At 73.1% G+C, this 25,117-nt stretch carries 26 protein-coding genes; 11 read left to right on the plus strand and 15 right to left on the minus strand.

The annotated features are described in order from the left end of the window. Positions 1-37: 37 nt before the first annotated feature. The 5 genes from N7925_RS16930 to N7925_RS16950 form a co-directional block, all read right to left on the minus strand. Complete coding sequence (locus tag N7925_RS16930) at positions 38-250, minus strand: hypothetical protein (protein WP_416222903.1); 213 nt, start codon at positions 248-250, stop codon at positions 38-40. A gap of 51 nt (positions 251-301) precedes the next feature. Continuing rightward, positions 302-664 carry an SCO5918 family protein gene (locus N7925_RS16935; RefSeq protein WP_219611204.1) on the minus strand — a complete coding sequence of 121 codons (363 nt, stop codon included), beginning with the start codon at positions 662-664 and terminating at the stop codon, positions 302-304. A 149-nt stretch (positions 665-813) separates the two neighbouring features. Further along, complete coding sequence (locus N7925_RS16940) at positions 814-2,394, minus strand: DEAD/DEAH box helicase (RefSeq protein WP_265600439.1); 1,581 nt, start codon at positions 2,392-2,394, stop codon at positions 814-816. Between the two features lie 245 nt (positions 2,395-2,639). Then, positions 2,640-2,843: a cold-shock protein gene (locus tag N7925_RS16945; protein ID WP_015609674.1), complete on the minus strand. Its 204-nt coding sequence runs from the start codon at positions 2,841-2,843 to the stop codon at positions 2,640-2,642. Between the two features lie 370 nt (positions 2,844-3,213). Beyond that, on the minus strand, positions 3,214-3,561 hold the full coding sequence (locus N7925_RS16950; RefSeq protein ID WP_265600440.1) for a MerR family transcriptional regulator: 348 nt from the start codon (positions 3,559-3,561) through the stop codon (positions 3,214-3,216). Positions 3,562-3,961: 400 nt separating this feature from the next. Here N7925_RS16950 and N7925_RS16955 point away from each other — a divergent pair, with 400 nt between their 5' ends. From N7925_RS16955 to N7925_RS16970, 4 genes are all read left to right on the plus strand, one after another. Beyond that, complete coding sequence (locus N7925_RS16955) at positions 3,962-4,537, plus strand: hypothetical protein (protein ID WP_265600441.1); 576 nt, start codon at positions 3,962-3,964, stop codon at positions 4,535-4,537. A gap of 10 nt (positions 4,538-4,547) precedes the next feature. Continuing rightward, complete coding sequence (locus tag N7925_RS16960) at positions 4,548-5,135, plus strand: toxin (RefSeq protein ID WP_265600442.1); 588 nt, start codon at positions 4,548-4,550, stop codon at positions 5,133-5,135. Positions 5,136-5,200: 65 nt separating this feature from the next. Then, positions 5,201-6,472, plus strand: coding sequence for an MAB_1171c family putative transporter (locus N7925_RS16965; protein ID WP_274344339.1), 1,272 nt, complete (start codon positions 5,201-5,203; stop codon positions 6,470-6,472). Beyond that, positions 6,469-7,083, plus strand: coding sequence for a hypothetical protein (locus tag N7925_RS16970; RefSeq protein ID WP_265600444.1), 615 nt, complete (start codon positions 6,469-6,471; stop codon positions 7,081-7,083). Before N7925_RS16965 ends, N7925_RS16970 begins: the two co-directional genes overlap by 4 nt. A gap of 51 nt (positions 7,084-7,134) precedes the next feature. Here the strand turns inward: N7925_RS16970 and N7925_RS16975 are convergent, their stop codons facing one another. Next, positions 7,135-8,634, minus strand: a complete 1,500-nt coding sequence (locus N7925_RS16975; RefSeq protein ID WP_274344340.1) for a ParB/Srx family N-terminal domain-containing protein — start codon at positions 8,632-8,634, stop codon at positions 7,135-7,137. A gap of 228 nt (positions 8,635-8,862) precedes the next feature. Between N7925_RS16975 and N7925_RS16980 the strand changes: the two genes are divergently transcribed. Further along, on the plus strand, positions 8,863-9,108 hold the full coding sequence (locus N7925_RS16980) for a hypothetical protein (protein WP_274344341.1): 246 nt from the start codon (positions 8,863-8,865) through the stop codon (positions 9,106-9,108). A gap of 83 nt (positions 9,109-9,191) precedes the next feature. Here the strand turns inward: N7925_RS16980 and N7925_RS16985 are convergent, their stop codons facing one another. Next, positions 9,192-10,931, minus strand: coding sequence for a SpoIIE family protein phosphatase (locus tag N7925_RS16985; RefSeq protein ID WP_274344342.1), 1,740 nt, complete (start codon positions 10,929-10,931; stop codon positions 9,192-9,194). A gap of 76 nt (positions 10,932-11,007) precedes the next feature. Continuing rightward, complete coding sequence (locus N7925_RS16990) at positions 11,008-11,751, minus strand: alpha/beta fold hydrolase (RefSeq protein ID WP_274344343.1); 744 nt, start codon at positions 11,749-11,751, stop codon at positions 11,008-11,010. Between the two features lie 242 nt (positions 11,752-11,993). Between N7925_RS16990 and N7925_RS16995 the strand changes: the two genes are divergently transcribed. From N7925_RS16995 to N7925_RS17010, 4 genes are all read left to right on the plus strand, one after another. Beyond that, the gene (locus N7925_RS16995; protein ID WP_265600447.1) at positions 11,994-12,479 is read left to right on the plus strand and encodes a peroxiredoxin; all 486 of its coding nucleotides are present in this window, start codon (positions 11,994-11,996) and stop codon (positions 12,477-12,479) included. Between the two features lie 113 nt (positions 12,480-12,592). Then, the gene (locus N7925_RS17000) at positions 12,593-13,102 is read left to right on the plus strand and encodes an NfeD family protein (protein WP_265600448.1); all 510 of its coding nucleotides are present in this window, start codon (positions 12,593-12,595) and stop codon (positions 13,100-13,102) included. 157 nt (positions 13,103-13,259) lie between these two features. Further along, positions 13,260-14,714, plus strand: coding sequence for a flotillin family protein (locus N7925_RS17005; protein ID WP_274344344.1), 1,455 nt, complete (start codon positions 13,260-13,262; stop codon positions 14,712-14,714). A 207-nt stretch (positions 14,715-14,921) separates the two neighbouring features. Next, a complete protein-coding gene (locus N7925_RS17010) occupies positions 14,922-15,422 on the plus strand; it encodes a hypothetical protein (protein ID WP_274344345.1) in 501 nt (166 codons plus the stop codon). Between the two features lie 9 nt (positions 15,423-15,431). On the opposite strand, the gene N7925_RS17015 is transcribed toward N7925_RS17010, so the two are convergent. The 3 genes from N7925_RS17015 to cbiE all read right to left on the minus strand — a co-directional run bounded on the left by N7925_RS17015 (position 15,432) and on the right by cbiE (position 18,581). Further along, complete coding sequence (locus N7925_RS17015) at positions 15,432-16,355, minus strand: aminoglycoside phosphotransferase family protein (RefSeq protein WP_274344346.1); 924 nt, start codon at positions 16,353-16,355, stop codon at positions 15,432-15,434. A 196-nt stretch (positions 16,356-16,551) separates the two neighbouring features. Further along, entirely contained in the window at positions 16,552-17,301 is a 750-nt protein-coding gene (gene cobM, locus N7925_RS17020) for a precorrin-4 C(11)-methyltransferase (protein WP_274344347.1), read from the minus strand. Continuing rightward, positions 17,298-18,581 (minus strand): precorrin-6y C5,15-methyltransferase (decarboxylating) subunit CbiE, encoded by a 1,284-nt coding sequence (cbiE, locus tag N7925_RS17025; protein WP_274344348.1) that lies wholly within the window; start codon positions 18,579-18,581, stop codon positions 17,298-17,300. Before cbiE ends, cobM begins: the two co-directional genes overlap by 4 nt. A 285-nt stretch (positions 18,582-18,866) precedes the next feature. Here cbiE and N7925_RS17030 point away from each other — a divergent pair, with 285 nt between their 5' ends. Both N7925_RS17030 and N7925_RS17035 read left to right on the plus strand, forming a co-directional pair. Continuing rightward, positions 18,867-19,277 carry a YciI family protein gene (locus N7925_RS17030; protein WP_265600454.1) on the plus strand — a complete coding sequence of 137 codons (411 nt, stop codon included), beginning with the start codon at positions 18,867-18,869 and terminating at the stop codon, positions 19,275-19,277. A gap of 48 nt (positions 19,278-19,325) precedes the next feature. Continuing rightward, positions 19,326-20,579, plus strand: a complete 1,254-nt coding sequence (locus tag N7925_RS17035) for an RNA polymerase sigma factor (RefSeq protein ID WP_274344349.1) — start codon at positions 19,326-19,328, stop codon at positions 20,577-20,579. Between the two features lie 111 nt (positions 20,580-20,690). Here N7925_RS17035 and N7925_RS17040 read toward each other — a convergent pair whose 3' ends face one another. The 4 genes from N7925_RS17040 to N7925_RS17055 form a co-directional block, all read right to left on the minus strand. Next, a complete protein-coding gene (locus N7925_RS17040) occupies positions 20,691-21,608 on the minus strand; it encodes an NADase-type glycan-binding domain-containing protein (RefSeq protein ID WP_274344350.1) in 918 nt (305 codons plus the stop codon). Between the two features lie 446 nt (positions 21,609-22,054). Continuing rightward, entirely contained in the window at positions 22,055-22,657 is a 603-nt protein-coding gene (locus N7925_RS17045) for a phage tail protein (RefSeq protein ID WP_274344351.1), read from the minus strand. A gap of 4 nt (positions 22,658-22,661) precedes the next feature. Continuing rightward, positions 22,662-24,644, minus strand: a complete 1,983-nt coding sequence (locus N7925_RS17050) for a putative baseplate assembly protein (protein ID WP_274344352.1) — start codon at positions 24,642-24,644, stop codon at positions 22,662-22,664. 34 nt (positions 24,645-24,678) lie between these two features. Beyond that, positions 24,679-25,110, minus strand: a complete 432-nt coding sequence (locus tag N7925_RS17055; RefSeq protein ID WP_265600459.1) for a GPW/gp25 family protein — start codon at positions 25,108-25,110, stop codon at positions 24,679-24,681. Positions 25,111-25,117: the final 7 nt, after the last annotated feature.

Below are 25,117 nucleotides of genomic sequence, written 5' to 3' on the forward strand. Positions count from 1 at the left end.
GAACGGCCGGGAGCCGGAGGGGGTCGCGGGGGAGAGTTCAGTCCACGATGATGTTGTGGCCGAGGACCGCGACGTGCTCCAGGACGTCCTCCAGCGGATCGTCGATCTGGCCCGTCGAGATCAGGGCTATCTGCGGGCCGTTGTGAGCGTCGGTGTGTGTCTCGTCGGCGTACGCGGCGGTGGCGGGCAGCATGAAGGCCGCCACTGTCACGCCCAACGCGATCAGCTTCCTCATCATGACGGCGATCATCGCACGCCCCGCGACACCCGAAGTCGGCGTCGCGGGGCGGAAAAGCAGGTCTCAGACCCCGTCGGCCCGGGGTGCGGACACCGCTTCGGGAGCCTCGCTCCGCGCCTCGGCCGGAGTCCCCAGGAGCGCGGAGGCCGTCTCCAGCGGGGTACGGGCGGGGGCCGGAGCCGGCACGGCCGACTCGGCGGTACGGCAGGTGAAGCCGAGCTTGGACAGCGCCCGGACCACCTCGGCGGAGCTGAAGTCCCGGCGGTCCTGGCGGGTGATGACCTCACCCACCTGCTTGACGGGGTAGACCCGGCGGCTGATGACCACCGCGTCGCCGGTCACGGGTTCGGGCTTGATGCCCTTCATCGAGTCCTCCACCTCGTTCTTGAACAGATCGAAGGGGAAGCGGGCGATGACACAGCGCATGGTTCCTCAACAGGGGTCGAGTGCACGGGGACGTGTCGAGTGCACGGAGGAGACGTAAGGGAGCCCGGGCGAGGGGGCCCGGTGCACGCGCCGGCGGGGGGATTGCCGGGCGTGCGGGGCGGCCGGCGGCGGACCGCCGGCCGCACGGATCACGCGGCGCGGTTGTTCCGGCGCTGCGTCGCGGCCGCACGGGCCTCGGGCGTCGGCACGCCGGGGCGGCGGCCCCGGGCCGGAGCCCCGCTGCCGCCGCGCTTGGTGCCGCGGCCCATGAACGCGCCGCCGCGGCTGCTGCCGCGCTCCTTGGCCGGGGCGGAGATGATGACCGGGACGCCGGAGGGCGCCTGCGCACCGGTGATCCGGCTCAGCTCGGCCTCGCCGGAGCGGACCTGGGCGATCTGCGGGGTGATCCCGGCGTCCGCCATCAGCCGGGTCATCTCGCGGCGCTGGTTCGGCAGCACCAGCGTGACGACGCTGCCGGACTCCCCGGCACGGGCGGTACGGCCGCCGCGGTGCAGGTAGTCCTTGTGGTCGCTCGGCGGGTCCACGTTGACGACCAGGTCGAGGTTGTCGACGTGGATGCCGCGCGCCGCCACGTTGGTGGCGACCAGCACCGTGACGTGCCCGGTCTTGAAACGGTCCAGGGTGCGGGTGCGCTGCGGCTGGGACTTGCCCCCGTGCAGTGCGGCCGCCCGGACCCCGCTGTGCAGGAGGTGGTCGGTGAGCTTGTCCACCGCGTGCTTGGTGTCCAGGAACATGATCACGCGGCCGTCGCGGGCCGCGATCTCGGTCGTGGTGGCGTACTTGTCCGCGCCCTGGACGTACAGGACGTGGTGCTCCATCGTCGTGACGGCGCCGGCCGCCGGGTCGACGGAGTGCACGACCGGGTCCTTCAGGTACGTCCGCACCAGCAGGTCGACGTTGCGGTCCAGGGTGGCCGAGAAGAGCATCCGCTGCCCGTCCGGGTTCACCTGGTCGAGCAGCTCGGTGACCTGCGGCATGAAGCCCATGTCGGCCATCTGGTCGGCCTCGTCGAGGACGGTGATGGTGACCCGGTCCAGCCGGCAGTCGCCGCGCTCGATCAGGTCCTTGAGACGGCCCGGCGTCGCGACGACGACCTCGGAGCCACCGCGCAGCGCGCTGGCCTGGCGGCCGATGGACATGCCGCCGACCACGGTGGCGATGCGCAGCTTCAGCGACCGGGCGTACGGGGTGAGCGCGTCGGTGACCTGCTGGGCCAGCTCCCGGGTGGGGACGAGGACCAGGGCGAGCGGGCGCTTGGCGTCGGCGCGGCGGCCGGCGGTGCGGGCCAGCAGCGCGAGACCGAAGGCGAGCGTCTTGCCCGAGCCGGTGCGGCCGCGGCCCAGGACGTCCCGGCCGGCCAGCGAGTTCGGCAGGGTGGCCGCCTGGATCGGGAAGGGCACGGTCATGCCCTCGGCGACCAGCGCCGCCTTCAGCGGTGCGGGCATCTCCAGCTCGCCGAAGGTCTCGGCGGCGGGGAGGGCCGGGGTGACGGTCACCGGCAGGGCGAACTCGCCCTTGAGGCCGGAGGCGGAGCGGCGGCCGTAGCCACCGGACCGGCCGGAGCCGCCGGAGCCGCCGGAGCGCTTGGGTCCGCCGCCGAAGCCCGCGGCGCGGCGCTCGCCGCCGCCACCGGAGTAACGGGGGGCAGCGCCGCCGGAGCGGGTGCGGGAGAATCGGTCGTTCGAGCGGGGCGTGCGTTCGCGGTTCATCTAGAACCTTTCCTCGATGGGGCACGTATCGAGGGATTCTTTTTCGGGAAGCGACCGTGAACGGCACCCAGAATCGCAAGAACGAGCCGATGAAATGACAAAAGAAAACGAAGCCCGGCCGCCGGGAAACAGAGCACCGGACGCGGCTTCGTCGGGGGGCGCGCAGAGCGGGCCCCGGAAACGACAACGAGCCGGGGCCCGCACCCCAAGGTGCGGGCCCCAGCTGCGCAGTACTACCTGAGTGATCAGGCGGGGGTGATGTTCTCGGCCTGCGGGCCCTTCTGGCCCTGCGTGACGTCGAAGTTCACCTTCTGGCCCTCCTGCAGCTCACGGAAGCCGGAGGCGGCGATGTTGCTGTAGTGAGCGAAGACGTCGGCGCCGCCGCCGTCCTGCTCGATGAAGCCGAAGCCCTTTTCCGCGTTGAACCACTTCACGGTGCCAGTAGCCATGTCATATCTCCTTAGGGGCAGAGCCCGCGGGCCCACACTGTGCGGACCCAACGTCGCCGCGATGATTACCCCGTCCGGAAGTACACCGGAAATACAAAAGTGTGCCCGCCGACATCCGACCGGCAAGAACACTTGAAGTTTTTGGGAACCACAACTGCAACTGAGATCAACACTAGCACGAGGGGGCCGGGAGAGGCGGGTGCCTAATATCACCGGCCGTGTCGGAACAGACCGGGAAGAGAAAAGCCTCATCGCGCATTGCGCGAAATTCTGTGCTGACGAATGCAGATATCTCCCCGGGGTCGCGCGGCACCCCGCGTGACCTGCGGCGCGGCGCCCGTCAGCACCCGTCAGCACCCGTCAGCACCCGTCAGCGCTCGGCGGGACCGCCGGAGCGGGCGGGCCGGCCGCGCAGCTCCTCGTTGAGGCGCAGCGCCTCCTCCAGCTGGTCCTCCAGGATGACGATGCGGCAGGCGGCCTCGATGGGCGTGCCGGCGTCGACCAGGTCGCGGGCGCGGGCGGCGATGCGCAACTGGTAGCGGGAGTAGCGGCGGTGGCCGCCCTCGGACCGCAGCGGGGTGATCAGCCGGGCTTCGCCGATCGCCCGGAGGAACCCCGGCGTCGCACCGATCATCTCCGCGGCTCGCCCCATCGTGTAGGCGGGGTAATCGTCGTCGTCGAGCCGGTCGGTGGCGTGCGAGGGGGTCTCCGGGGGCATCTGCACCTCTTCCGTCACGCGCGACCGGAGGAGCCGGGCGGCGCCCGCCTGCGGGGTGCGCCTCTGCTGCGTACACCTGTTTCACGTGACTGCACAAGAAACCCTAATCGCCCGGCAAGGCCATGTCTATCGCGGCTGGAACAGATTTGGGCCCTGGGGAAGGACACGGCGGACACACCCCCGGGGATCACTGACCGACCGGTCAGTTGTCGCCGGGAGGACCGTGGGGCCATAATGCACGCGTAGCCCTTCACGCATCCCCCGTCGTGAAGGGCTACACCCCTGTCCGGTGTCCGGAGCCCGCTCCGGGCGCCGCGGGGCACAGGATCATTCACGGGCAGGGGACTCCCCTCGTGGTCCCCTGCCCGTGTTTTTTCGAGTTAACAGTGACGTAGAGTGTTTGCGCAAGCTCAGTTCCGACTCCGAGGTGATCGTGGAGGCCCGGATGGCCATGGACGACGGCGACGAACGCGGTCCGGAACCCGTCGAACCCCCCGGCCCGGACGAGCTCCCCCGCCTCGGCTCACTGCGGGAAAAAGTCGAGTACATGGTCGAGAAGACCTTCCCCGGCCAGAAGATCTCGGGCCGGGTCTTCGCCGAGCTGGTCCGCGACCGCGGCGGCTCGCTGTCGCACAGCTACTTCTCCAACATCCTGGCCGGCAAGGTCACCCAGCCCTCCGAGGACATCCTCAAGGCCCTCGGCCTGGGGTTCGGCGTGGACTGGCGCTTCTTCAAGGAGGAGTCCGAGGTCGTCGACGACGTCGTCGCCGGACTCCAGTTCCTGGCCAAGCGGCGCACCGGGGAGATCAGCGGCCTGGCCGGCCGGGGTCTGGACGACGACGGGCTTCCGCCGGAACTGCTGCGGTTCGCCCTGTCCCTGCTGGAGGACGCGGCCCGGGAGAAGGACGGGCCGGAGGGGGAAAGCGGCGGCAACGATTCCGCCGCGAACCACCGCCCGGCGGGTCCGGCAGCGTAGCGTCTTGGTCATGTCCCTGCGGAAACTGCGGAAAGAGTGCGAGGCCGGGCTCGCCGACCTGCCCATCCCGGTTCCCTTCACGCTGGACGGGCTCGTCGCCAACATGGAGGAGGCGAGCGGGCGCACGATCCGGCTGCACGAGATGCCGGACCGCCTCGCCCGCGTCAACGCCGCCTGCGGACTGCGCCTGAAGGCGGGCGGCACCAGCCTCGTCCTCTACCGCCGTCGGCCGACCGCCTACCAGACGCAGCACGTGATCCTGCACGAGCTGTGCCACGAGTGGTTCGACCACGGGACGACGCTCGACGCGGAACAGCTCCGGGCCCTCCTCCCGGTCTTCGACACCTCGCTGATCGCCCGGATGATCTCTCCGGCCGCCGCCGCGTCCTTCGCCTCCGGCGGCGGCACCGTCCAGGCCCGAGCGCAGTACGCGACACACGACGAACGCATGGCCGAATTCGGTGCCTCCCTGATCCCCCGGATGGCGCGGGATCTCACCACCGATGACATGGTGGGGCGGCTGGACAACTCCCTGTCCCGCCCGGTGGCCCACCGACGGCGCGGTCTCTTTCCCGGAAGACGGTCCGGCGACGCCTGACACGTGCCACCTGCCCACCCGCGGGCCCCCGCCCCGCGCTCCCGACCTCGAGGACGAACACCGCCGTGACCCCCCTCGATCTCGCCGGCTACCTGATAGCCGGCCTGATGACGGCCGTTGCCCTGTGGCGTATGCCCGCTGCCCTGTGGGGCGACGAGGAGGACCGCAGACGCCGGGCCCTGTGGGGCTGCTACGCCGGATTCGCCATCGCCCTGTGGACGAAGACCGAGGCGGTGCGCATCGGCCTCAACAACAGCGCCGTCACCGACCTCGCCGTCCTCATCAAGCACTACACCGCCACCGTGGCAATTCTGGCCATCCTCAGCTACATCGTGGCCATCTACGGCAGCTACCCCGAAGCGGGCGCGGTCCCCCGCCACGTACGGTTCGCGCGGCTCGTCCAGAAGCTGGCGGCCAAGGCCTCCGTCGCCACGCTGATCCTGCTGACCGTCCTCTTCTTCACCGTCGTCGACCGCTCCGAGCCCTCGGACCGCTTCGTCTCCGACCACGCCGGGGAGTGGGGCGCCACGCTCTACATGAGCGTCTTCTACCTCTACCTCGGGGCCGCGTCCGCCGTGTGCGCCTTCCAGTGGGCGCTGGCCACCCTCGACACCCGGCGGCGCCACCTGCGCATCGGGCTCGGGATGATGACGTTCGCGATGTTCATCGGCGTCGGCTACACCGTCAGCCGCACCCTCTTCCTGTGGATCAGCGTGGTGGACGAGCCGAGCGAGGCGTTCGCCCTGCGGTTCGACCAGGTCACCGAGGCCGCGCAGCTGGTGCTGTTCGCCTTCTTCGCCCTCGGCGCGTCCGTCCCCGCCTTCGCGGCCGGCGCCCGCCGGGCCCGGCTGTGGCGGGCCCAGGTCCGGCTGCACGCCCTCTGGTACGAGCTGATGGCCGCGTTCCCGGACCAGCCGTTCGACCCGCCCGCCCCGCTGGCCCGCGAGCTGACCCGGTTCAACGTCCCGGCCGACCTGCGGGTGGACCGCTGGGCCGCCGACATCGCGGACGCCGCCGAGAAACTGCGCCACTACGTGCCCGACGGGCTGCTCGACGCCGCCGAAAGGGCCGCCGCCCGCGACACGGACGACCCGCGCCGGGCCGAGTCCCTCACGGACGCCTACTGGATCCGGGCCGCCCTCCTCGCGAAGGACTCCGGCGCGCCCGCCGGAGCAGCCGCGACGGTCGCCGCGCAGCACGCGGCGGACCAGGACGGCGAGGTGGCCCGGCTGGTCCGGGTCGCCGCCGCGTACCGGACGGTCGACGAGGAGCGCGCCCGCGCCGTCCTCGCGGCCGCGACGGCCGGAACCACCCGCACGACGGAGACGAGCGCATGACCGGCACCACCACCGGCGAGGGGATCCCCACCGCCTCCGCCCGCACGGCCTCCGTGGCGCGCACCGTCACCGACGCCCTCCAGCCGCGCAACGTCCTGCTGGCCGGCATGCTCTCCATCGGCCTCGCGGCGGCGGGTGACTGGACAGGACTTCTCTGGGGCTTCCTCGGGGCACTCTGCGCCGGACTGATACCGGCGGGGTACATCGAGTGGGAGCGCGGGCGCGGCACCTGGGGCGACCGCCATGTGGTGGACCGCACCAAGCGGGCGCCGATCTTCTTCGTGATCCTGGGCTCGATCGGCGCCGGCTCGGTGGTGATGGTGCTGGGCAACGCGCCCACCGGCATCCTCGTCGCGATGCTCGCGCTGTGGGTGATGACGATCGGGCTGCTGGCCGTCAACACGGTGTGGAAGATCTCGGTCGACTCGGCGGTGGCCTCGGCGGCCGTCTCCCTCCTCGCCGTCGTGCACTCCCCCTGGTGGATCGCCGCCTACACGGTGACGACGGCGGTCTGCTGGTCCCGGGTCGCCCTCGGCTACCACACCGTCGCCCAGACCGTGGCGGGCGCGGGCCTGGGCGCGGCGACGACGGTGGCGTACGTGTTCGTCTGAGTCCGATCCTTCCGAGCCGAGTGCGACGGCGTCCGGGCCGGCGTCACCGGGTCAGAGCGCGGCGCACTGCCCGGTGCGCGGTCCGCCCACCTGGCCCGCGCGGCCGGTGTCGTCCACGCCCGGCCGGTTGGCGGAGCACACCAGCGGGCCGGTGATTGTGTTGGCGGCGAACAGCACGCCGCCGGTGTTGCCGGTGAGCACGACGGGGCCGACGACCGTGTTCGCGGTGCAGCCCGGACCCCCCACCCGTACGGGACCGGCGGTGCGGCTCACGGAGACCGGGCCTTCGACGCGCGAGCCGCAGAGGTGGACGGCCGCCGCCCGGTCGGCCTGGAGCGGGCCGTCCACCGTGGAGCCGGTGACCACGAGGGCCGCTCCGGGGCGGACGACGACCGGGCCGCGCTGGGCGGCGCGGTCCAGGCAGGTGACGCCGCTCGTGACGGTCAGCGGTCCGTTGCGGGGGCCGGTGACCGTGCGGGTGCAGGCGGGGGCGGGCAGGACGCGGGCCTTGTAGTCGAGGGCCTCGGCGAGCTTGCCCGGCTTGGGGTCGCTCAGCGGCCTGGCCAGCTTGGCGAACTCCCCGCCGGTCTCCTTCTTGCCGCCGTTCCACGCGTCGATCCGGCCGAGCTGGGCGGCGGTCCTCCCGTCGTCGACGACCGCGTCGGCGTCCAGGGCGGCCATCGACTTCGAGGCGCCCTTCACCAGGTCGAGGTACGGGCCCGGGGCCGTCAGGTCGTACGCGCTCGTGTCGTGCTCGCCGCGCAGCCACGCCCCCCAGGCGAACTCCAGGAACTCCGTGGCCCCGTCCGGAACCTCGTAACCGATGTCCCGGGTGAAGTAGACGAGGCTGCGGTACGGGTCGTCGCGGAAGTGCGTGATGCCGAGCCGGTCCGGCAACCGGTCGACGCCGAGCGGCCGGTTGTTCTCGTCGCGCAGCCACACCTTCTTCTGTTCGGTCATCCGCTGCCAGAAGGCCGGGGTCGACAGGGAGCTGAAGTTGTCGGTGACGCGGAGCCGGATGCGCAGGTCGGCGGAGCCGTCGGGGCCCTCCAGGAAAGACGTCAGCGTGTGGTGCCCGTCGGTGAGGTACAGCTTGCCGCCCGGCCCGACGACGGCCGTCTTCATCTCCTCGACCGTCCCGGCCGTCTCCTGCCCGACCGGGACGGTGCAGGAGAAGCTCGCCGGGTCGTCCAGCCGGGCGCCGGGACCGGCCGTGGCCGCCTCCTCCTGGCCGTTGGTCTCGCACCAGTCGTCGAACCGCTTGTTGACGTCGCCCGCCGCCTCGTCGCGTTCGCCGCCGTACCGGCCGAGCTTGTAGAAGACCTGGTCGAAGCCGAGTACGGCCTGTGTCGGGTGCAGCTCGCCGAGCCGGACGTCGATCAGCTCCCCCGGCTGAGCGCAGACGCGCGGCAACGGCCCGCCTCCGGCGCACGGGTCCGCGGCGGCGGCTCCTGTGCCCGCACCGGCCACGACCGTGCCCGCCGCCAGCGCCCCGGCCAGCAGCAGCGCCCCGCTCCGAGGCATCCGTGCCCTCGCCCTGGATCCGTTCATGTACGTCCCCTCCCGCGTGATGGTCTTCCGCAGGGACGATCGCAAGGCGCGACGACCCCCGTGCGGACGTGGTGTGAACGAGGGATGGCGCCGGGGCGCCACGGCGGGACGGGCCTGGCGCGGCGTCCGCGCGGACCGTCCCGTTTGCGGGGGCGGCGGACACCCGGTTACGTGTACGGGGAGGGCGGCCCGCGAACGGGGGCGGCCCGCAGGCTGGAGGTACCTCCGATGGCGAAGAACCGGTCCGCGCCCGCCAAGGGCCTGCGCGGCAGCAAGGCCGGGCTCGTGCTGAGCCTGGGCAGCAGCGCGCTCGCGGTCATCAGGGCGTCCAAGCAGGTCCGCCGGGCCAAGGGCTCGCACGACAAGCTGAACACCGCCGACGCGGTGGCGGGGCTGCTGCCGCTGATCACCTCGGCCGCCCTCGTACTGCGCCAACTGCGCGGCCGGCGCCGGAAGAACCCCGAAGCGGCCTGAGCACCGGCCCGGCCTGTACGGCATCACGGGGCTCGGACTGGGCTGACCCGGCACAGCAGCCCGGTCCGTCGCTCCGCCACTCGTCATTCCGGAGGGGTCGGCCGCACCACCGGCGGGCCCTCGCGGATCCGGGAGGCCAGCACGGCGATGTCGTCCTCCGCGTCATCGCCGAACCGGTCCAGCACCTGGTCCAGCAGGTCCTCCAGATGCCCGCCCGGCGGGAGGGCCAGCGAGGCCAGCCGCCCCACGGACACGTCGATGTCCTCGCCCCGGCGCTCCACCAGGCCGTCGGTGTACATGAACAGCACGGTCCCGGGGCCGCAGGGCACGGACGCGGTCCGGTACCCGCCGAACCCGGTGCCGAGCGGCGGCCCCACCGGCACCGGCACGAGCCGGGCACCGGCGGGAGCGGGGTCGATGAAGACCGGGGGCAGATGGCCCGCGCTGGCCACCTCGCACACCCCGCCGAACCGGTCGACGACCGCGAGCAGACAGGTCGCCGCCCGGTCCAGGCCCGACCGCTCGACCATGCCGTCGAGCTGCTCCAGGATCTGGTGGGGGTGCAGGTCGTCCCCGGCCAGGAGCCGCAGCAGCGAGCGGTACTGGCTCATGGCGACGGCCGCCTCCACCCCGTGGCCCATCACGTCGCCCATCGCCTTGAGGTGCCGGCCGTCCTTGAGCGGCACGACGTCGAACCAGTCGCCGCCGACCAGGACGCCCTCGTCGGCGGGGAGGTAGCGGGTGGCGATCTCGACGTGCGGGTGGGGTCCCCAGGGCTCGGAGAGCAGGGAGCGCTGGAGTTCGCGGGCGATGCTGTGCTCGTGGTCGTAGCGGCGGGCGTGGTCGAGGTCGACGGCCGCCCGGACGGCGAGTTCACGGGCAACGGCCACGTCCTGGTCGCTGAAGGCCGGTGAGCCGTCGGCCCGGACGAGGCTGAGCGTGCCGAGCGGCCGGCCGCGGGCGGCGAGCGGGACGACGAGCGCCTCGCGCAGCCCGAGCGCCCGGGAGGCGGCGATCCGGTCCGCGGTGACGACGCTGCGCCCGCTGCTGTGGTCCTCCCAGCCGTCGAGGACCGGCTCGTTCTCCGCCAGGCAGCGGGTCACCGCGGAGTCCGCCGCGAAGTCGATGTACTCCCCGGGGTGACCGAACCGCTGCACCTGCTCGTCGAGTTCGCCGTCGCCCCGCACCGCGGCCCGCCGGAGCCGCATGACGCCGGGCACCGGACGGCGTACGGAGTGGCCCACCTCGGACGGGAACACGTCGACGGCCGCGGCGTCGGCGAAGTCGGGCACGACGAACGCGGCCAGCTCCCGGCAGGTGGTGTCCATGTCGAGCGTCGTGCCGATCCGGACGGCGGCGGTGCTGAGGAGGGCGACGTGGCCGCGGGCCTGCTCCAGCTCTTCGCGCTGCCGGGTGAGGTCGGTGATCTCGACGACGATCACCATCAGACCGCACGCCGCCCCGTCGGAGTCCAGCCGGCTGTACGTGGCACGCCAGAACCGCTGGTCCGCGTCGTCCGCCCCGTCCGCCGCCCAGGTCTGCCCGTGAAGCGTCTCCTCGCGGGGCTTTCCGTCGGCCAGGACCGCGCGCAGGGCCGAGGCCTGACCGCGCAGCCCGGGCAGCACCTGGAAGAACCTCCGCCCGATGTGGGAGCCGGCGGGGAGGCCGTTGAGCCGTTCGAGCGCCGGGTTGACGTAGGTGTAGCGGAGATCGTGGTCGAGGACCGCGACGGCGGCCGGGTTCCCGTCGAACAGGGCCGCGACGGTCCTCGGGTCGAAGGACGACGGCATCCCGTCGTCACACGTGTCGGCCTGCAAGAGCATGCCTCCCGCCGTCGTCGGTTCTCCCGGCTTCCATCGTCGGCCGCCCGCTCACGTACCGCATCCTCAGCGCGGCCGGTCAGCGCGGGGCGCCCGCCCGGTCCTGGAACGGGCCGGGGCCGGGGCCGAGATCGGTGTCCAGGTCGAGGGTGCCCTCAGTGGCCTCGGCGGTGGGCGGCAGGGCGAGGGCCTTGGCCACCGGGCCCGGCAGACTGCCGGAACCGAGCAGTCCGGTGACCAGCGCGACGGTGAGCCGGTGCCAGGCGGCGGCCCGGCGGATCATGGCGTGGTCGCCGCCCCGGACGGTGACCATGCAGCTACGGGCTCCTGCGCGACGGGCCCGGGCGGTGAGGGACTGGCTGGCCTGGGGGCTGGTCATCCGGTCCCGGTTGCTGTGGACGAGGACGACGTCGCGGCCCGCGAGCTGGGTGACCGGGTCCCCCGGCGGACACCAGGGGGCGAGCCCGACGACACCCCGCACCAGGGGATGCCCGGCGGCGCGGAGGGCGGCGCGCGCCCCCATGGAATGGCCCAGGAGCACCACCGGCAGCTCCTCGCCCGCTTCCTCCCGCAGCGCGTCGAGGGCGGCCACGGCGTCGTGGAAGGGGTCCGCGCGGGTGCCGTTCCAGCCCCGGTGGACGTACCGCACCTGCCTCACGAGGATGTCGTCGCCGGCCGCGCGGGCGGCCCGGGCGAGGGCCCGGACGAAGGGACGCATCCGGGTACCGGGCAGATTCAGCAGCCCCGACGGCGGGGGTCCCGTACCGCTCTCGCGCCCCCCGTGCAGAACGAGAACCGCTGCCGACGGCGGTCGTTGGGCCACGCGTACCTCCAGGTGCGGGTGCGGGGCGTGCTGCCCCCTCTCCCCGTATTCGGCGCCGAGGCCGCTCCGGATGGGCGTACGGATCACCGGATCGCCGGATCGAGGGATCGCCGTCGCCGGGCCGACGGTCCGCCGGGCCGCCGGCTCGACCGGGGCCCGGTGCCCTCCACTGTACGGTCACGATCGCGGAACCATCCGTGCCCCCGGCACCATCCCCGTATATGACAGCGAAGGAGCCTCCCATGGCATCAGGCCCTCAACTCGGCAGCCCCGCACCGGACTTCACCCTCCCGGGCGGGGTCCTTTCGGGCGATGCCTTCGAGCGCGCCGACTACCGGCTGTCGTCCGCCCGAGGCCGTTCCGTGGTGCTGGCGTTCTACCCCGGGGACAACACCAGCGTCTGCACGAAGCAATTGTGCTCGTACTCCTCGGGCATGGAGGCCTTCGAGGGGCTCGACGCCGACGTCTGGGGAATCAGTCCACAGGGTGTGGACAGCCATGAGTCGTTCGCCCGCTCCTTCGGGCTGCGCATGCCGCTGCTGGCCGATGACGGCCGGGAGACCGCCAGGGCGTACGGGGTCTCCGCGCCGGGCATCGGGGTGCGGCGGGCGGTCTTCCTCATCGGCCCGGACGGGGTCCTGCGCTGGAAACACGTGGCCCTGCTCGGTGCGACGTTCCAGTCGCTCACCACGCTCACGGACCGCCTGTCCGGCATCAAAGACGCGTAAAGGTTGCCGGAATCCGGCAGTGACCGAAGTAGGTGCTGTATGGGATCATCCAGCCAGATCGACGGAAAACGTTCGGGGGAAGTCGGCAGCGGGAGCAACAGGGGAGTGATCGCGTGACCATCTTTCTCGGTCTCGGCATTGCGGGGATCGTGCTGCTCGCGCTCTCCCTGATCTTCGGCGGGATCCTCGAAGGGCTCTTCGACGGGGTGCTCGACGGCCTCTTCGACGGACTGCTGTCGCTTCCGGTGATCGCCGGCTTCATCTCGATGCTCGGCTTCGGCGGAGCGATCGTGCTCGGCTCGACGAGCGCCGGAACGCTCGTGGCCACGGTCATCGGCGTCGCCGCGGGCCTGGTGGCGGCCTGGCTCACCTGGAGACTCAGCAAGGCCCTGATGCGCGACCAGACGGACGCCACCCCGCGCGGCTCCGACCTGATCGGCACCTCGGGGTCCGTCGTGACGGCCATCCCGGCCGAGGGTTACGGCGAGGTGCTGCTGCGACTGGGCGGTCAGCCCGTGAAGTACTCGGCCAAGTCGGCCGCGCCCGTCGCGCGCGGCACCGAGATCTGGGTGGAAGAGGCGCTGTCGACCACGTCGGTCGCGGTCCGCCCGGTGGAACGCTGACCACGTAACCCCACTGATCCCACCGATCCCCACTGATCCCACTGATCCCCACTGACGACCCACCGTTGCGCAGCACACCGCACCGGTCAACTCCACAGCACCACCCCGCTCCACAACAATCTGCCGTCCCCCACGGGAGGCAGGGGGGACACATCACATGAGTCCAGTAGTCATCGCCGTCATCGGCATCGTCGTACTCCTCGTTCTGCTCGGCCTCGTCGTCATCACGCGCTACAAAGTGGCCGGGCCCAGCGAGGCGTTCATCATCACCGGCCGCCGCGGCAAGAAGTCGACGGATCCGGTCACCGGACAGACCAGCATCGACAACAGCGGCCAGAAGGTCGTCGTGGGCGGCGGCGTCTTCGTCGTGCCGTTCGTCCAGCAGAAGTTCACCCTCGACCTGTCCAGCCGGCACATCCCGATCGCCGTGCGCGGCGCGGTGACCCTGCGCGGCGTCAAGTCGAACCTCGAAGGCGTCGCGATCGTCAAGGTCGGCGGCAGCGAGGACGCGATCCGCGCCGCGGCCCAGCGCTTCCTCCAGCAGCAGGACGGCATCGTCGGCTTCACCCAGGAAGTGCTCTCCGGCGCGCTCCGCGCGATCGTCGGCCGCATGTCGGTCGAGGACATCATCCGGGACCGGGCCGCGTTCGCCGGACAGGTCGCGGAGGAGGCCGAGGCCAGCCTCTCCGGCCAGGGCCTGATCCTGGACGCCTTCCAGATCCAGGACATCACCACCGAGGGCTCCTACCTGGAGGACCTCGGCCGCCCGGAGGCCGCCCGCGCCAAGCAGGAGGCGGACATCGCCGAGGCCATTGCCAAGCGGGCCTCGGAGCAGGCCCGGCTGAAGGCGGCCGAAGAGATCGCCATCGCCGAGCGGACGTACTACCTGAAGCAGGCCGAGATCAAGGCCGAGACGGAAGCCGCGGCCGCCAAGGCCAACGCCGCCGGCCCGCTCGCCGAGGCGGCACGCCAGCAGGAAGTGCTCCAGGAGCAGGAGAAGGTCGCCGAGCGCCAGGCGGCGCTGACCGACCGCGAGCTGGACACGAAGGTCCGTAAGCCCGCCGACGCCGCCCGCTACCAGGCCGAGCAGGAGGCGGAGGCCCGCCGCATCGCCCAGGTCAAGGAGGCCGAGGCCGACGCGGAGCGCTCGCGCCTGACCGGTCAGGGCGAGAAGCTGCACCGTTCGGCGCTGGCCGACGCGGTCCGCATCGAGGGTGAGGCGGACGCCGCGGCGATCGCCGCCAAGGGTGCGGCCGAGGCGGAGGCCATGCGGAAGAAGGCCGACGCGTTCGCCCAGTACGGCGACGCGGCCGTCCTCCAGATGCTGGTCGAGGTCCTCCCGAGCGTGGTGGCGAAGGCCTCCGAGCCGCTGAGCGCCATCGACAAGATGACGGTCATCTCCACGGACGGCGCGAGCCAGCTGGCCCGCACGGTCACCGACAACGTCGCGCAGGGCATGGAGCTGCTCACCTCGACGACGGGCGTGGACATGGCGTCCCTCCTCCAGAACCTGAAGGGCCGCGTGGGCACGGTGCCCGCTCCCGCGACCTCGGACGCCCCGGAGGCGGACGCGTCGACCTCGAAGAACGGCGAGATCGAGATCAAGGGCTGACGCGCGAGGCGTCACCAGGGGCTTGGCCCCTTACCCGTGCCCGGCAGCGACCTGTTCGCCGCCGGGCACGGGCACGTGGAGGGTGACTACGCTTCGCGAGACCGACTTCCACGCCCTCACCGACTTCGCACGCGCCCTGTACAGCCCCGAAGGCCCCGAAGGCCCCGAAGGCCCCGACCATCTCAGCTGTCATGAGGCGAGGAGCACGTGAACACACCCGAGTACGTGCGTTGGAACGGCCTGGCTGTCCGGCGCCCGGACGACGTCCGCAAGACCGCCGGCGGTCGGATCCCGCTTTCCTGGCAGATGGAAAAGCGCGTCAAGCACGTCGACCGGCTGATGAACAGGACTCTGCCCGCGGACTTCCCGGACCTGGTCGAGCGGGGAGGTGCCGACGACGTGCTGGCCGTGCTCGCCTTGTCGGAGTCGATCCGGCGCGACCTCACTGCCCGCCGCGGGGGCGACATCCGTGAGGCCATCCTGCTCGGGGCCACCTGGGCGGAGGTCGCAGCGGCGATGGACACCACGCCGGACGAGGCCCGCGCCGTCCTGCGTGACTGGACGGATCGTCAGCACAGCCTCATCCAGACCGGTGCCACGCCGGACGAGGCCCAACCGCGGGGCGTCGAGGAGGACCGCCACGCCGCGGTGCTCGCCCTGATCGAGATGGCCGACGGCCGGCGGACGGAGACCGGCAGGCATGACTGACCAGCCTGTTCAGTGGCGGGGCAGCGCATCGGCCACGGCGGTCTGCGAGGGGGCGATGGTGGTCCGCCCGTCCTCGATGTCCCACAGCGTGTTCTGCAGCAGCCGGGCCAGGGTCCAGCCGGCCGCGCGTTGGCGGTCCAGCCCGAGCGCTTCGGTCAGCAGGTCGAAGCGGCGCCGCACCACCCGGGGAGCGTCCCCGGTGGCGTCGAGCTTCTCCCAGCCGGTGTCCAGCGCCGGCCACAGGTCGAAACCCGGGTCGCCGACGAGGGGTTCGGGATCGATGGCCAGCCACGGCTCGCGCTCGGCAGCGAGCACGTTGTCATAGTGCAGGTCCCAGTGCAGCATCCGGTTGCCGGGCTCGCCGGCCAGTTCGTCGACTGCCGACGCCCAGCCGTGCAGACGCCGCCGGTCCTCGGGGTCCGGCAGGGCGGCGACGGCCGCCGGCACGGACGCCAGCATGTCGCGGGCGACGTCACCGAGGCCGCGCAGGCCCTCGGGCGCCGAGACGGAATGCAGCCGGGCCATGAGTCGGGCCAAGGCGTTCATGGCCAAGTCGTCGTCCTCGACGGAAGCCAGGGTGCGGGAGCCGTCCAGGCTTTCCAGCAGCATGGCGCTGCTCTCCGGGTCGTGGTCGAGGAGCCGCACGATGCCGTCGCCGTTCCACGCCCGCAGCCCGATCAGCGCGGCGGTCGTCTCCTCGCGGGGCATCTGGAGTTTGAGCGCGGCGCGGGCGTCGTCCGTGCGGCGCACCGGCACCACCAGTGAAGCCTCACCGGACCTGGTGTCGCCGTCGCGCTCCAGTTCCCATCGGTCGAGCAGCTCCGCCACGAGTGCGGGCAGCCGGGCGATCCAGGCGCGTTCCTCTGTGCCCCCGTTCCTCGTGTACGACGCCACCAGGGCGTCGGGGACTTCGATACCGTGCGTCGAACTCATAGGAGGTCGCCCTTCGGAGGAGTGGGCTTCCCACCGCGACCACACGGTGGGAAGACGGTGGCCGGCCAAGCGGTCGAAGGACCATTCGATACTCCACGAAGCACCAGGTCGTCGTCGACGCCGACACCCGTCTCATCGTGCCGGTCCTGCCGGAAGAAGCCCGCGCCCGCCTCGTAGCGCGTGCTCCGCACACCCCTCAGCTCTCCCCCCGGTCCCGCCCCACCGCGTACAGGTGGCTGTCCCGGAACTGCTCCGCGCCCAAGGTCCGGCCCACCATGATGACCGCCGTCCGGATCACCCCCGCCGCCTTCACCTGGCCGGCGATCGAGTCCAGCGGGCCCCGCAGGATGATCTCGTCCGGGCGGGACGCCATCGCCACCACCGCCGTCGGGCAGTCCGCGCCGTAGTGCGGGAGCAGTTCGTCGACCACCCGGTCCACGTACCTCGCCGCCAGATGCAGGACGATCAGGGCGCCGCTGCGGCCCAGTGTCGCCAGGTCCTCGCCCTCCGGCATGGCCGTGGCGCGCTGCGCGATGCGGGTCAGGATGACCGTCTGGCCGACCGTCGGGACCGTCAGCTCGCGCTTCAGTGCCGCCGCCGCCGCGGCGAACGCGGGGACTCCGGGGACCACTTCGTACGGGACCCCCGCCTCGTCCAGGCGCTTCATCTGTTCGTTCACCGCGCTGAACACCGACGGGTCGCCCGAGTGCAGCCTCGCCACGTCGTGGCCGTCCGCGTGGGCCCGGACCAGCTCGGCGGTGATCTGCTCGATGTCCAGGTTCGCCGTGTCGATCAGGCGGGCGTCCTCGGGGCACTCGGCCAGCAGTTCCACCGGGACCAGGCTGCCCGCGTACAGGCAGACCGGGCTGGCGGCGAGGATGCGGGCGCCGCGCACCGTGATCAGGTCGGCCGCGCCCGGCCCCGCGCCGATGAAGTGCACCGTCATGATCGATCTCCCTTGTGCGAACGTGCCCCGGAAGCCGGGGGCTTGATAACCGACCACTGCGTTACGGGCATGGCCTGGCGCCAGCCGGTGAAGCCGCCGACCGGGACGGCGTGGGCCACCGCGAGGCGCACCAGCTCGCCGCCGTGCGCCTTGTGCCGCTCGGCCAGCAGCGCCTCCGACTCCAGCGTCACCGTGTTCGCGACCAGCCGGCCCCCCGGCCGCAACGCCTCCCAGCACGCGTCGAGCAGACCCGGCGCGGTCAGGCCGCCGCCGATGAACACCGCGTCCGGCGCCTCCAGCCCGGCCAGGGCTGCCGGGGCCGGCCCGGTGACGACCTCCAGCGCGGGGACTCCCAGGCGTTCCGCGTTACGGGTGATCCGCTCCGCCCGTACCGGGTCCCGCTCCACGCTCACCGCCCGGCAGGACGGATGCGCCCGCAGCCACTCGATCGCGATCGAGCCGGAGCCGCCGCCCACGTCCCAGAGCAGCTCGCCGGGCGCGGGCGCCAGGGTCCCGAGCGTGGCCGCCCGGATGTGGCGCTTGGTGAGCTGGCCGTCGTGCTCGTACGCCTCGTCCGGCAGCCCGGGGACCGTGCCCAGCCGCAGTGCTTCCGCTGCCGCCGACGCCCGGCAGTCGATCGCGATGACGTTCAGCCGGTCTCCCGGAGGGTGCTCCCACGTCTCCGCGAGGCCGTCCACGTACTCCTCGCCCTCGGCGCCCAGTTGTTCCAGCACCCGCAGCCCGCTCGGGCCGAAGCCGCGCTCCGTGAGGAGTGCGGCGACCGTCGCGGGGGTGCTCGCGTCCGCGCTCAGGACCAGCAGGCGCCGGCCCTCGTACAGCGACGCCGCGAGGCGCGCCGCCGGACGGCCCACCAGCGTCACGACCTCCGTGTCCTCCAGCGGCCAGCCGAGGCGCGCGCAGGCGTACGAGACGGAGGACGGGTGCGGCAGCACACGCAGCCCCTCCGGGCCCAGCTCCTCCGCCAGCGCCCGCCCGATCCCGTAGAACATCGGGTCCCCGCTCGCCAGCACCGCGATCCGGCGCTCCCGGTGCTCGGCCAGCAGCCGGGGGACGGCCGGCCGCAGCGGGGACGGCCAGGCCACCCGCGCACCGGCGCACTCCGGCGGGAGCAGGTCCAGCTGGCGCGCCCCGCCGATCAGCACCTCCGCCTCCCGCAGCGCCTCGCGGGCCGTACCGGACAGGCCGGGCCAGCCGTCCGCGCCGATCCCCACAACGGAGACGGGGCGCGGGGGAGCGGCGGGGGGAGGGGCGGCAGACACGGTCGGGACCTCGTTCGGCGCGGCGAGAAGGAATAAGGAATCAGGAGGAGGTGGTAGGAGGAGGTAGCTGGAAGAGGTAGCTGGAAGGCGCGGGGCGACGCTGCCGAACTTTACTGACCCTCGCGTTCCGCCCCCTCCAGCGGGTGAATCCGAAAGAACTTCGCGCGTGGTGTCGAGAAACCCGCACCGGCCCCGACGTCCCCTGTGCAGGAGGAAGAAGCACCACCGCACGAACGCACGATCGAGCGAACGATCGAGCGAACGATCGACCAGGAGGCGACGGTCATGAAGTATCTGGTGATGGTCCAGGGCAGCCAGGCGGACTACGACGCGCAGACCGGCAAGGGCACCGCGGACAGCCCGGCCTGGGACGAGAAGGCCATGCAGGAGATGTTCGCCCACATGGGCAGCATCAACGACGACCTCGCCGAGTCGGGCGAACTGGTCACCGGCTACGGGCTGCGGGAGCCCGCTTCGGGCCGGGCCGTCAGCGTCGATGCCGAAGGCCGCCCAGTGGTCTCGGACGGGCCGTACAGCGAGACGAAGGAGCTGCTCGCCGGGTTCTGGGTGCTCGACTGCGAGAGCCTGGAAAGGGTGACCGAGATCGCGGCCCGCGTGGCACGCTGTCCGCAGCCGGCCGGGGCGCCCGACTACCCGGTGCTCATCCGGCCCGTCGACGGCGGGACCGACGACTGACACACCACGACTGACACACCACGACGGAAACACCCCCCGAGGACGCGGATGGAAGGTACGGCCGACGTCATCATCGAGGACCTGCTGCGCCGCCACGCGCCGCAGGTCCTCGGCGCGCTCGTGCGCCGGTACGGGCACTTCGACCCGGCCGAGGACTCCGTCCAGGAGGCCCTGATCGCGGCCGCCGAGCAGTGGCCGCGGGACGGGGTCCCCGACAACCCGCGCGGCTGGCTGATCCGGGTCGCCTCCCGCCGCCTCACCGACCGGCTCCGCAGCGACGAGGCCCGTCGCCGGCGGGAGGAGACGGCGGCGGCCCTCACCCCGGCGGACGCGTTCGTCGCGCCGCCGCCCGGGGAAGGCCCCGTTGGCCTGGACCGGTCCCCCTCCGAGGACGACACGCTCACCCTGCTCTTCCTCTGCTGCCACCCCGTGCTCTCCCCCGCCGCCCAGATCGCGCTCACCCTCCGCGCGGTCGGCGGTCTCACCACGGCGGAGATCGCCCGCGCCCATCTGGTGCCGGAGGCGACGATGGCGCAGCGGATCAGCCGGGCCAAGCGGACGCTGCGCGGTACGCGGTTCCGGCGGCCGGACGCCCAGGACCTCGACCAGCGGCTCGGCGCCGCGCTCCAGGTCCTCTACCTGATCTTCAACGAGGGCTACACCGCCACCGCGGGCCCCGACCTCACCCGCACGGACCTGGCACGCGAGGCGATCCGGCTGACCCGCGCCGTCCGCCGGCTGCTGCCCCACGAGGGGCGCGTGACCGGGCTGCTGGCGCTGATGGTCCTCACCGAGGCGCGCACCCCGGCGCGCACCGGGCCGGGCGGTGAGCTGATCCCGCTCGACGAACAGGACCGGGCGCTCTGGGACCGTACGGCCGTCGCGGAAGGCACCGCCCTGGCCGAGGAGGCGCTCGCCCAGGGCCCGGCCGGGGCCTACCAGCTCCAGGCTGCCGTCGCCGCCCTCCACGACGAGGCGGAGCGTGCGGAGGACACCGACTGGCCGCAGATCCTCGCCCTCTACGACCTCCTCGTGCGGCGCACCCCCGACCCCGCCGCCGCGTTGGGCCGGGCGGTCGCCGTGGCCATGGTGGACGGGCCCCGGGCGGGGCTGGCGGCGGTCGACGCCCTGTCGGGGACGGTGGAGCCGCACTTCCGCCTCGACGCCGTACGCGGGCATCTCCTGGAACGGGCCGGGGAGCCGGCCGCCGCTCGTGCCGCCTACCGCGCGGCCGCCGACGGCACGCTCAGCGAACCCGAGGCCCGCTATCTGCGCATGCGCGCCGACCGGCTGGACCCGTAGGAGCCCTTCCGGCACGCCCGTTCACTCCCGCCGGCCTTCCGGCACGCCCGTTCACTCCCGTCGGCCTTCCAGCACGCCCGTTCACTCCCGCCGACCCTCCGGCACGCCCGTTCACTCCCGTCGGCCGAAGAACTCGATCTCCGCCACCGCCGTACGCCGGTCCTTCCCCGAGCCGTACGCCGACTCGACCGTGAGCCGAGCCTTGACCGTGTCCGAACCCCGTACGTCGAAGGTCTGCTGCCCCGCCTGGTCGCGCAGCCGGATCGTCCGGTCGGTCTTCTCCCCGTCCTTCGACGTCAGCTCGACCGTGAGCCGCGCCGGGCGGCCCTGCGTCAGGAACTCGTTCTGGCGCCCCGACGTCCCGGAGAACACCACGATCTTCATCATCCGGACCGGCTGCGCGAACGCGCACTCCAGGTGCTCCCCGACGCCCTCGCCGGTCTCCTCGGGGGCCCAGTAGCGGTTGTTGAACCCGTCGAACGCCGCCGTCGCCGGGTGCCCGCCCGCCTCGCTGGAGCCCCGGCAGACGGCGGGCGGCACGGACTCCGGGGTTCCGGTCTCCTCCTTGGCGAAGCCGAACAGGCCAGGGAGATGCGGCAGCGCGAACCACACCCCCACCGCCAGCAGGATCAGCACGATGGGCAGCCCGACCCTCGGCCGCCGCCACCCGCGCCGCGGACGGGCCCCCGCCACGCGCGCCTGCCGGGCGCGGCGGCGCAGGATCCGCCGCCACCACGGCAGTCGGCGCTCGGGGGCGGGCCCCGGGTCCAGGAGCAGGGCGCAGCGGACGCACAGCGTGCGGCCCGGGGCGTTCTCCGTACGGCAGTTGGGGCAGACGACCGGTGCACCGGCGGGTCCCGGACCGGGCGGCTCGGTGGCGGGCCCCGGCCCCCCGCCCGGCCACGCGTCGGGCCCGGGAGCCGGACCGGGCGGCCCTTCGCCCGGACGCCGGGGTCCCGCTGCCCGCGGTGGCGTCGGCGGTCCGGGGGGCGTCGTGGCGGACGGGGGCAGCGGGGCCGTTACGGGCATGGGCGCGGGCGACGCCACGGGGGCGGGCGCGGGCGGCGTCACGAAGGGAACCGCGGGCGGTGCGGTGGGCGGGGGAGCGGACGAGGTCCCCGGTGCGGATGGTCTCTCCGGCACGGGAGGGCCGGGTGCGGGCGCGGGCGGGCCGGGTGCGGGCGGGCCGGAACCGGCAGGCCCGGCGGGAGTGGATGGCTCGGCGGAAGCGGGTGCCCCGGGCGGCCCCGCAGACCCGGTGGAAGCAGCAGCAGGCCGCCCAGCAGTCACGTTCGGCGCGTGGGGCACGTGGGGCGCGCGGGGAGCATTCGGCACGTGGGGAGCGTTCGGTGCGTTCGGTGCGTTCGGCGCGTTAGGCGCGGGCGCGGTCTCCCCCTCCTCCCACCCCAGGAACGCCTCGCACGCCACGCAGAACTCCCGCCCCGGCGGGTTCCGGTGTCCGCACTCGTCGCAGATCACAGCAGCTCCAGGGTGAATCCGACGTGCGCCGGGACCTCCGCGCCGATCAACTCCTCCAGCCGCACCCGGTCCGGCTGCCGCCCGACGGGCCCGGGCCCGGGCGCGTCCCGGTCCCCGCCACCGACGCCCCCGTCGCCCCCTCCCCCATCGCCTCCGGACGCCCGGATCCGGATGGTCACCCAGGGGCGGTCCTGGCCCGGCAGCGGGGTGCCCGGGCCGGTCGACCAGGCGGTGCCGCCGCTCTCGACGATCTCCGGCTCCGTACCGGTCTCCAGCCGGAGCGCCTCCGCCAGGCCGCCCACCGTGCCCCGGCGGGCGTGCCGGGCGACCGCGCCGCGCACCGCCGCCCGGCGCAGCTCCGGCGGGCTGCCCTCGTGGGGGTCGACGGCCACCCACTGGGCCAGCCAGTCGAGGAAGTCGTCGGGGGCGCTGCGCGGGTCCAGGTGCGCGGGCAGGTTGTCGATGGAGAGGAGGACGGGGGCGAGGACGTCGTCCAGGGCGGCCAGGAAGCGCTGGAGGAAGTCCTGTTCCAGGTAGACGGCGGGCAGTTGGTCGATCAGGGGGTGCGGGGTCGGCAGCCCCGGGATTCCGTCGCGCATCGGATCAGGCCCCCCTCACCCGGAGCTGGTGCTCGTAACTGAAGACCAGCGCGTGCGGGTCCAGCGCGATCTTCGCGGTGGCGTCGGTGCGTTCGCCGGTGACCGGGTCGGCCCGGTACAGCCGGACGTCCTCCACCAGGTCGACCCCCGGCACGCGCTGGAGCACGGCGAACGCCTCCCCGGACTGGACGGGCCTGCCGAACGGCCAGCCGTCCCCGGCCGGCCCGCCGGTGAGCGGGTTGAAGTACCCGTACAGCGCGGCCAGGGCGCTCTCGCGGACCTTCTCCGCGACCGCCCCGCGCTCCGCCTGGACCAGGGCGACGACGGTGACGCCCTGGTAGAACGGCGGCTCGACGACCAGCCGGGCCCCGATCGGCCGCCGGGCGTCCAGGTGTCCGGCGATCAGGGCGAGCGTGTTCGCGGGCGGGATCAGCTCGTCGAACTCGATCCGGCCCTGCGCGTCGCCGCTCCCGGCGGGGACGACGAGCAGCCGCACCCCGCCCGCGTCGGAAGCCTCCGCGCTGTCCTGCGTACCGGCCCGGATGCAGTGGACCCGGGCCGCGTCCGGGGCGATCTCCCGGGCGAGGAGTTCGTAGTCGTGCGGGACGACCGCCCGGTGCAGGGTGCGCAGGGTCATGGGCCCGCGCACCCGGGCGCTGTCGACGGTCTCGCCGTCCACGCCCCCGAGCGCCGGCCGGCGGTTCTCGACCCGGGCGACGTACGGGATCGCGCTGCGCAGGACGCGGAGCGTGGAGCGGGCGACGTTGCCGCGCAGCCCGCCGCCCCTGCGGTAGGAGCGGACCCGGACGGTGGCGCCCTTGACCGGGACCCGGCCGTAGTGGCGTACGGAGCCGTCCCGTTCGCGTACGGCGGGGCCGAACTCGACGCGTCCCTCGTTCGGGTCCAGCGTGACGTGCCGGTCCTCGGGGCCGGAGTGCGCGAAGTCGTCGACCCGGCTCCAGCGGGTGACGTCCGAGCCGGCGACGGCGTCGGGCACCGCCGGGTCGGTCACCTCGACCACGAACTCCCCCGGTACCACCGGCGGCCTGGCCAGCCGGAACACCTGCCCGGGGACGCCCTCCGCCTGGCCCAGCACCTCGTCGGTGACGGTCTCGGCGTGTTCGGCGGCGACCGTCGCGCCGATGGTGAACGCGGTGATGGAGCGCACGACGGGCGGGGCCATGTACGTCGGCCGGCCCGGCTCCGCCTCGACCAGCCGGCACCGCAGCCAGCCCCCGGTGCGGCGGACGACGGCCGCCGGGACATGGGTGCGCGGGAGGTGGAGGATCAGCTCGCCGGAGCGGTTGAAGCCGCCGGTGTCGTCCTTCTCCACCTCGCAGGCCGCCCAACTTTCCCCGTCCCAGGCCTCCCAGAGGATCGGCGGCCGTGCCGGGTCGACCCCGACGCCGTCCACCGTGCAGTCCAGCCGGAGCGCCAGGACGCCTGCGGGCACGGCGGCCGACAGGCCGACGTACAGGCAGTCGCCGGGGGCGGGCGTCGCACCGAAGACGGGCACGTCCCGGCCGAGCGTCAGCTCCTCGGTCCGGTCGACGGCCTCCCCGGGCGAGGGCCAGGTGGCCAGGTGGGCGAAGGCGCACGGCACGATGGAGAGCGGTTCGGAGGTGGTGAAGACGACCGCCTCCTCCGTCTCCGTACGGACGGTGGCGACCTCCGTGCCGGCCCGCACCAGCACCGGTTCGGGGCGGGGGGCGGAGAGCCGGAACGTCACCTCGGTGTGGGCGGCGGTCGGCGGGTGGAGTTGAACCCCGATGAGGTCGAGGAAGGTCAGATAGCTCTTCTCCGGGACCCGGTTCACCCGGTAGACGAGCTGGTCGACCATGGTCGCGAACGCCTCGATCAGCGTCACCCCGGGGTCGGAGACGTTGTGGTCGGTCCACTCCGGGCAGCGCTGCTGCACCAGGCGCTTCGCCTCGTCGACCAGGCCCTGGAAGGTGCGGTCGTCCAGATGCGGGCTGGGCAGGGTCATGCCCTCGCCTCCTCGTCGTGCGTACGGGAACGGGTCACGCGCCCGCCTCCGGCTCGTCCGGTGCGTCCTCTGCGTGCTGCGGGATCACGTAGAACGGGAAGACGAGGTTGCGCGGGTCGTTCGAGCCGCGCACGGTGTAGCCGATGTCGATGTAGAGGACGCCGTTGTCCGCCTCGTCGAACCGGACGACGACCTCGGTCACCTCGATCCGGGGCTCCCAGCGCTCCAGCGCGAGCCGCACCTCGTACGCGAGCTGGCCGGCGGTCCCCGCGTCCGCCGGGGCGAACACGTAGTCGTTGACCGCGCAGCCGAACTCCGGCCGCATGGGCCGCTCCCCCGGCGAGGTCGCCAGGATCAGCCGGATCGACTCCTCCAGCTCGTGCTCGCCGCGCACCAGGGCGATGGACCCGGTGGCGTCCGTGCGCGGCGGGAACGCCCAGCCCGCGCCGATGAACTGCTGTCCCATGGGTCCG

It is taken from the genome of Streptomyces sp. CA-278952, assembly GCF_028747205.1.
In the GTDB taxonomy this organism is placed as follows: Bacteria; Actinomycetota; Actinomycetes; order Streptomycetales; family Streptomycetaceae; genus Streptomyces.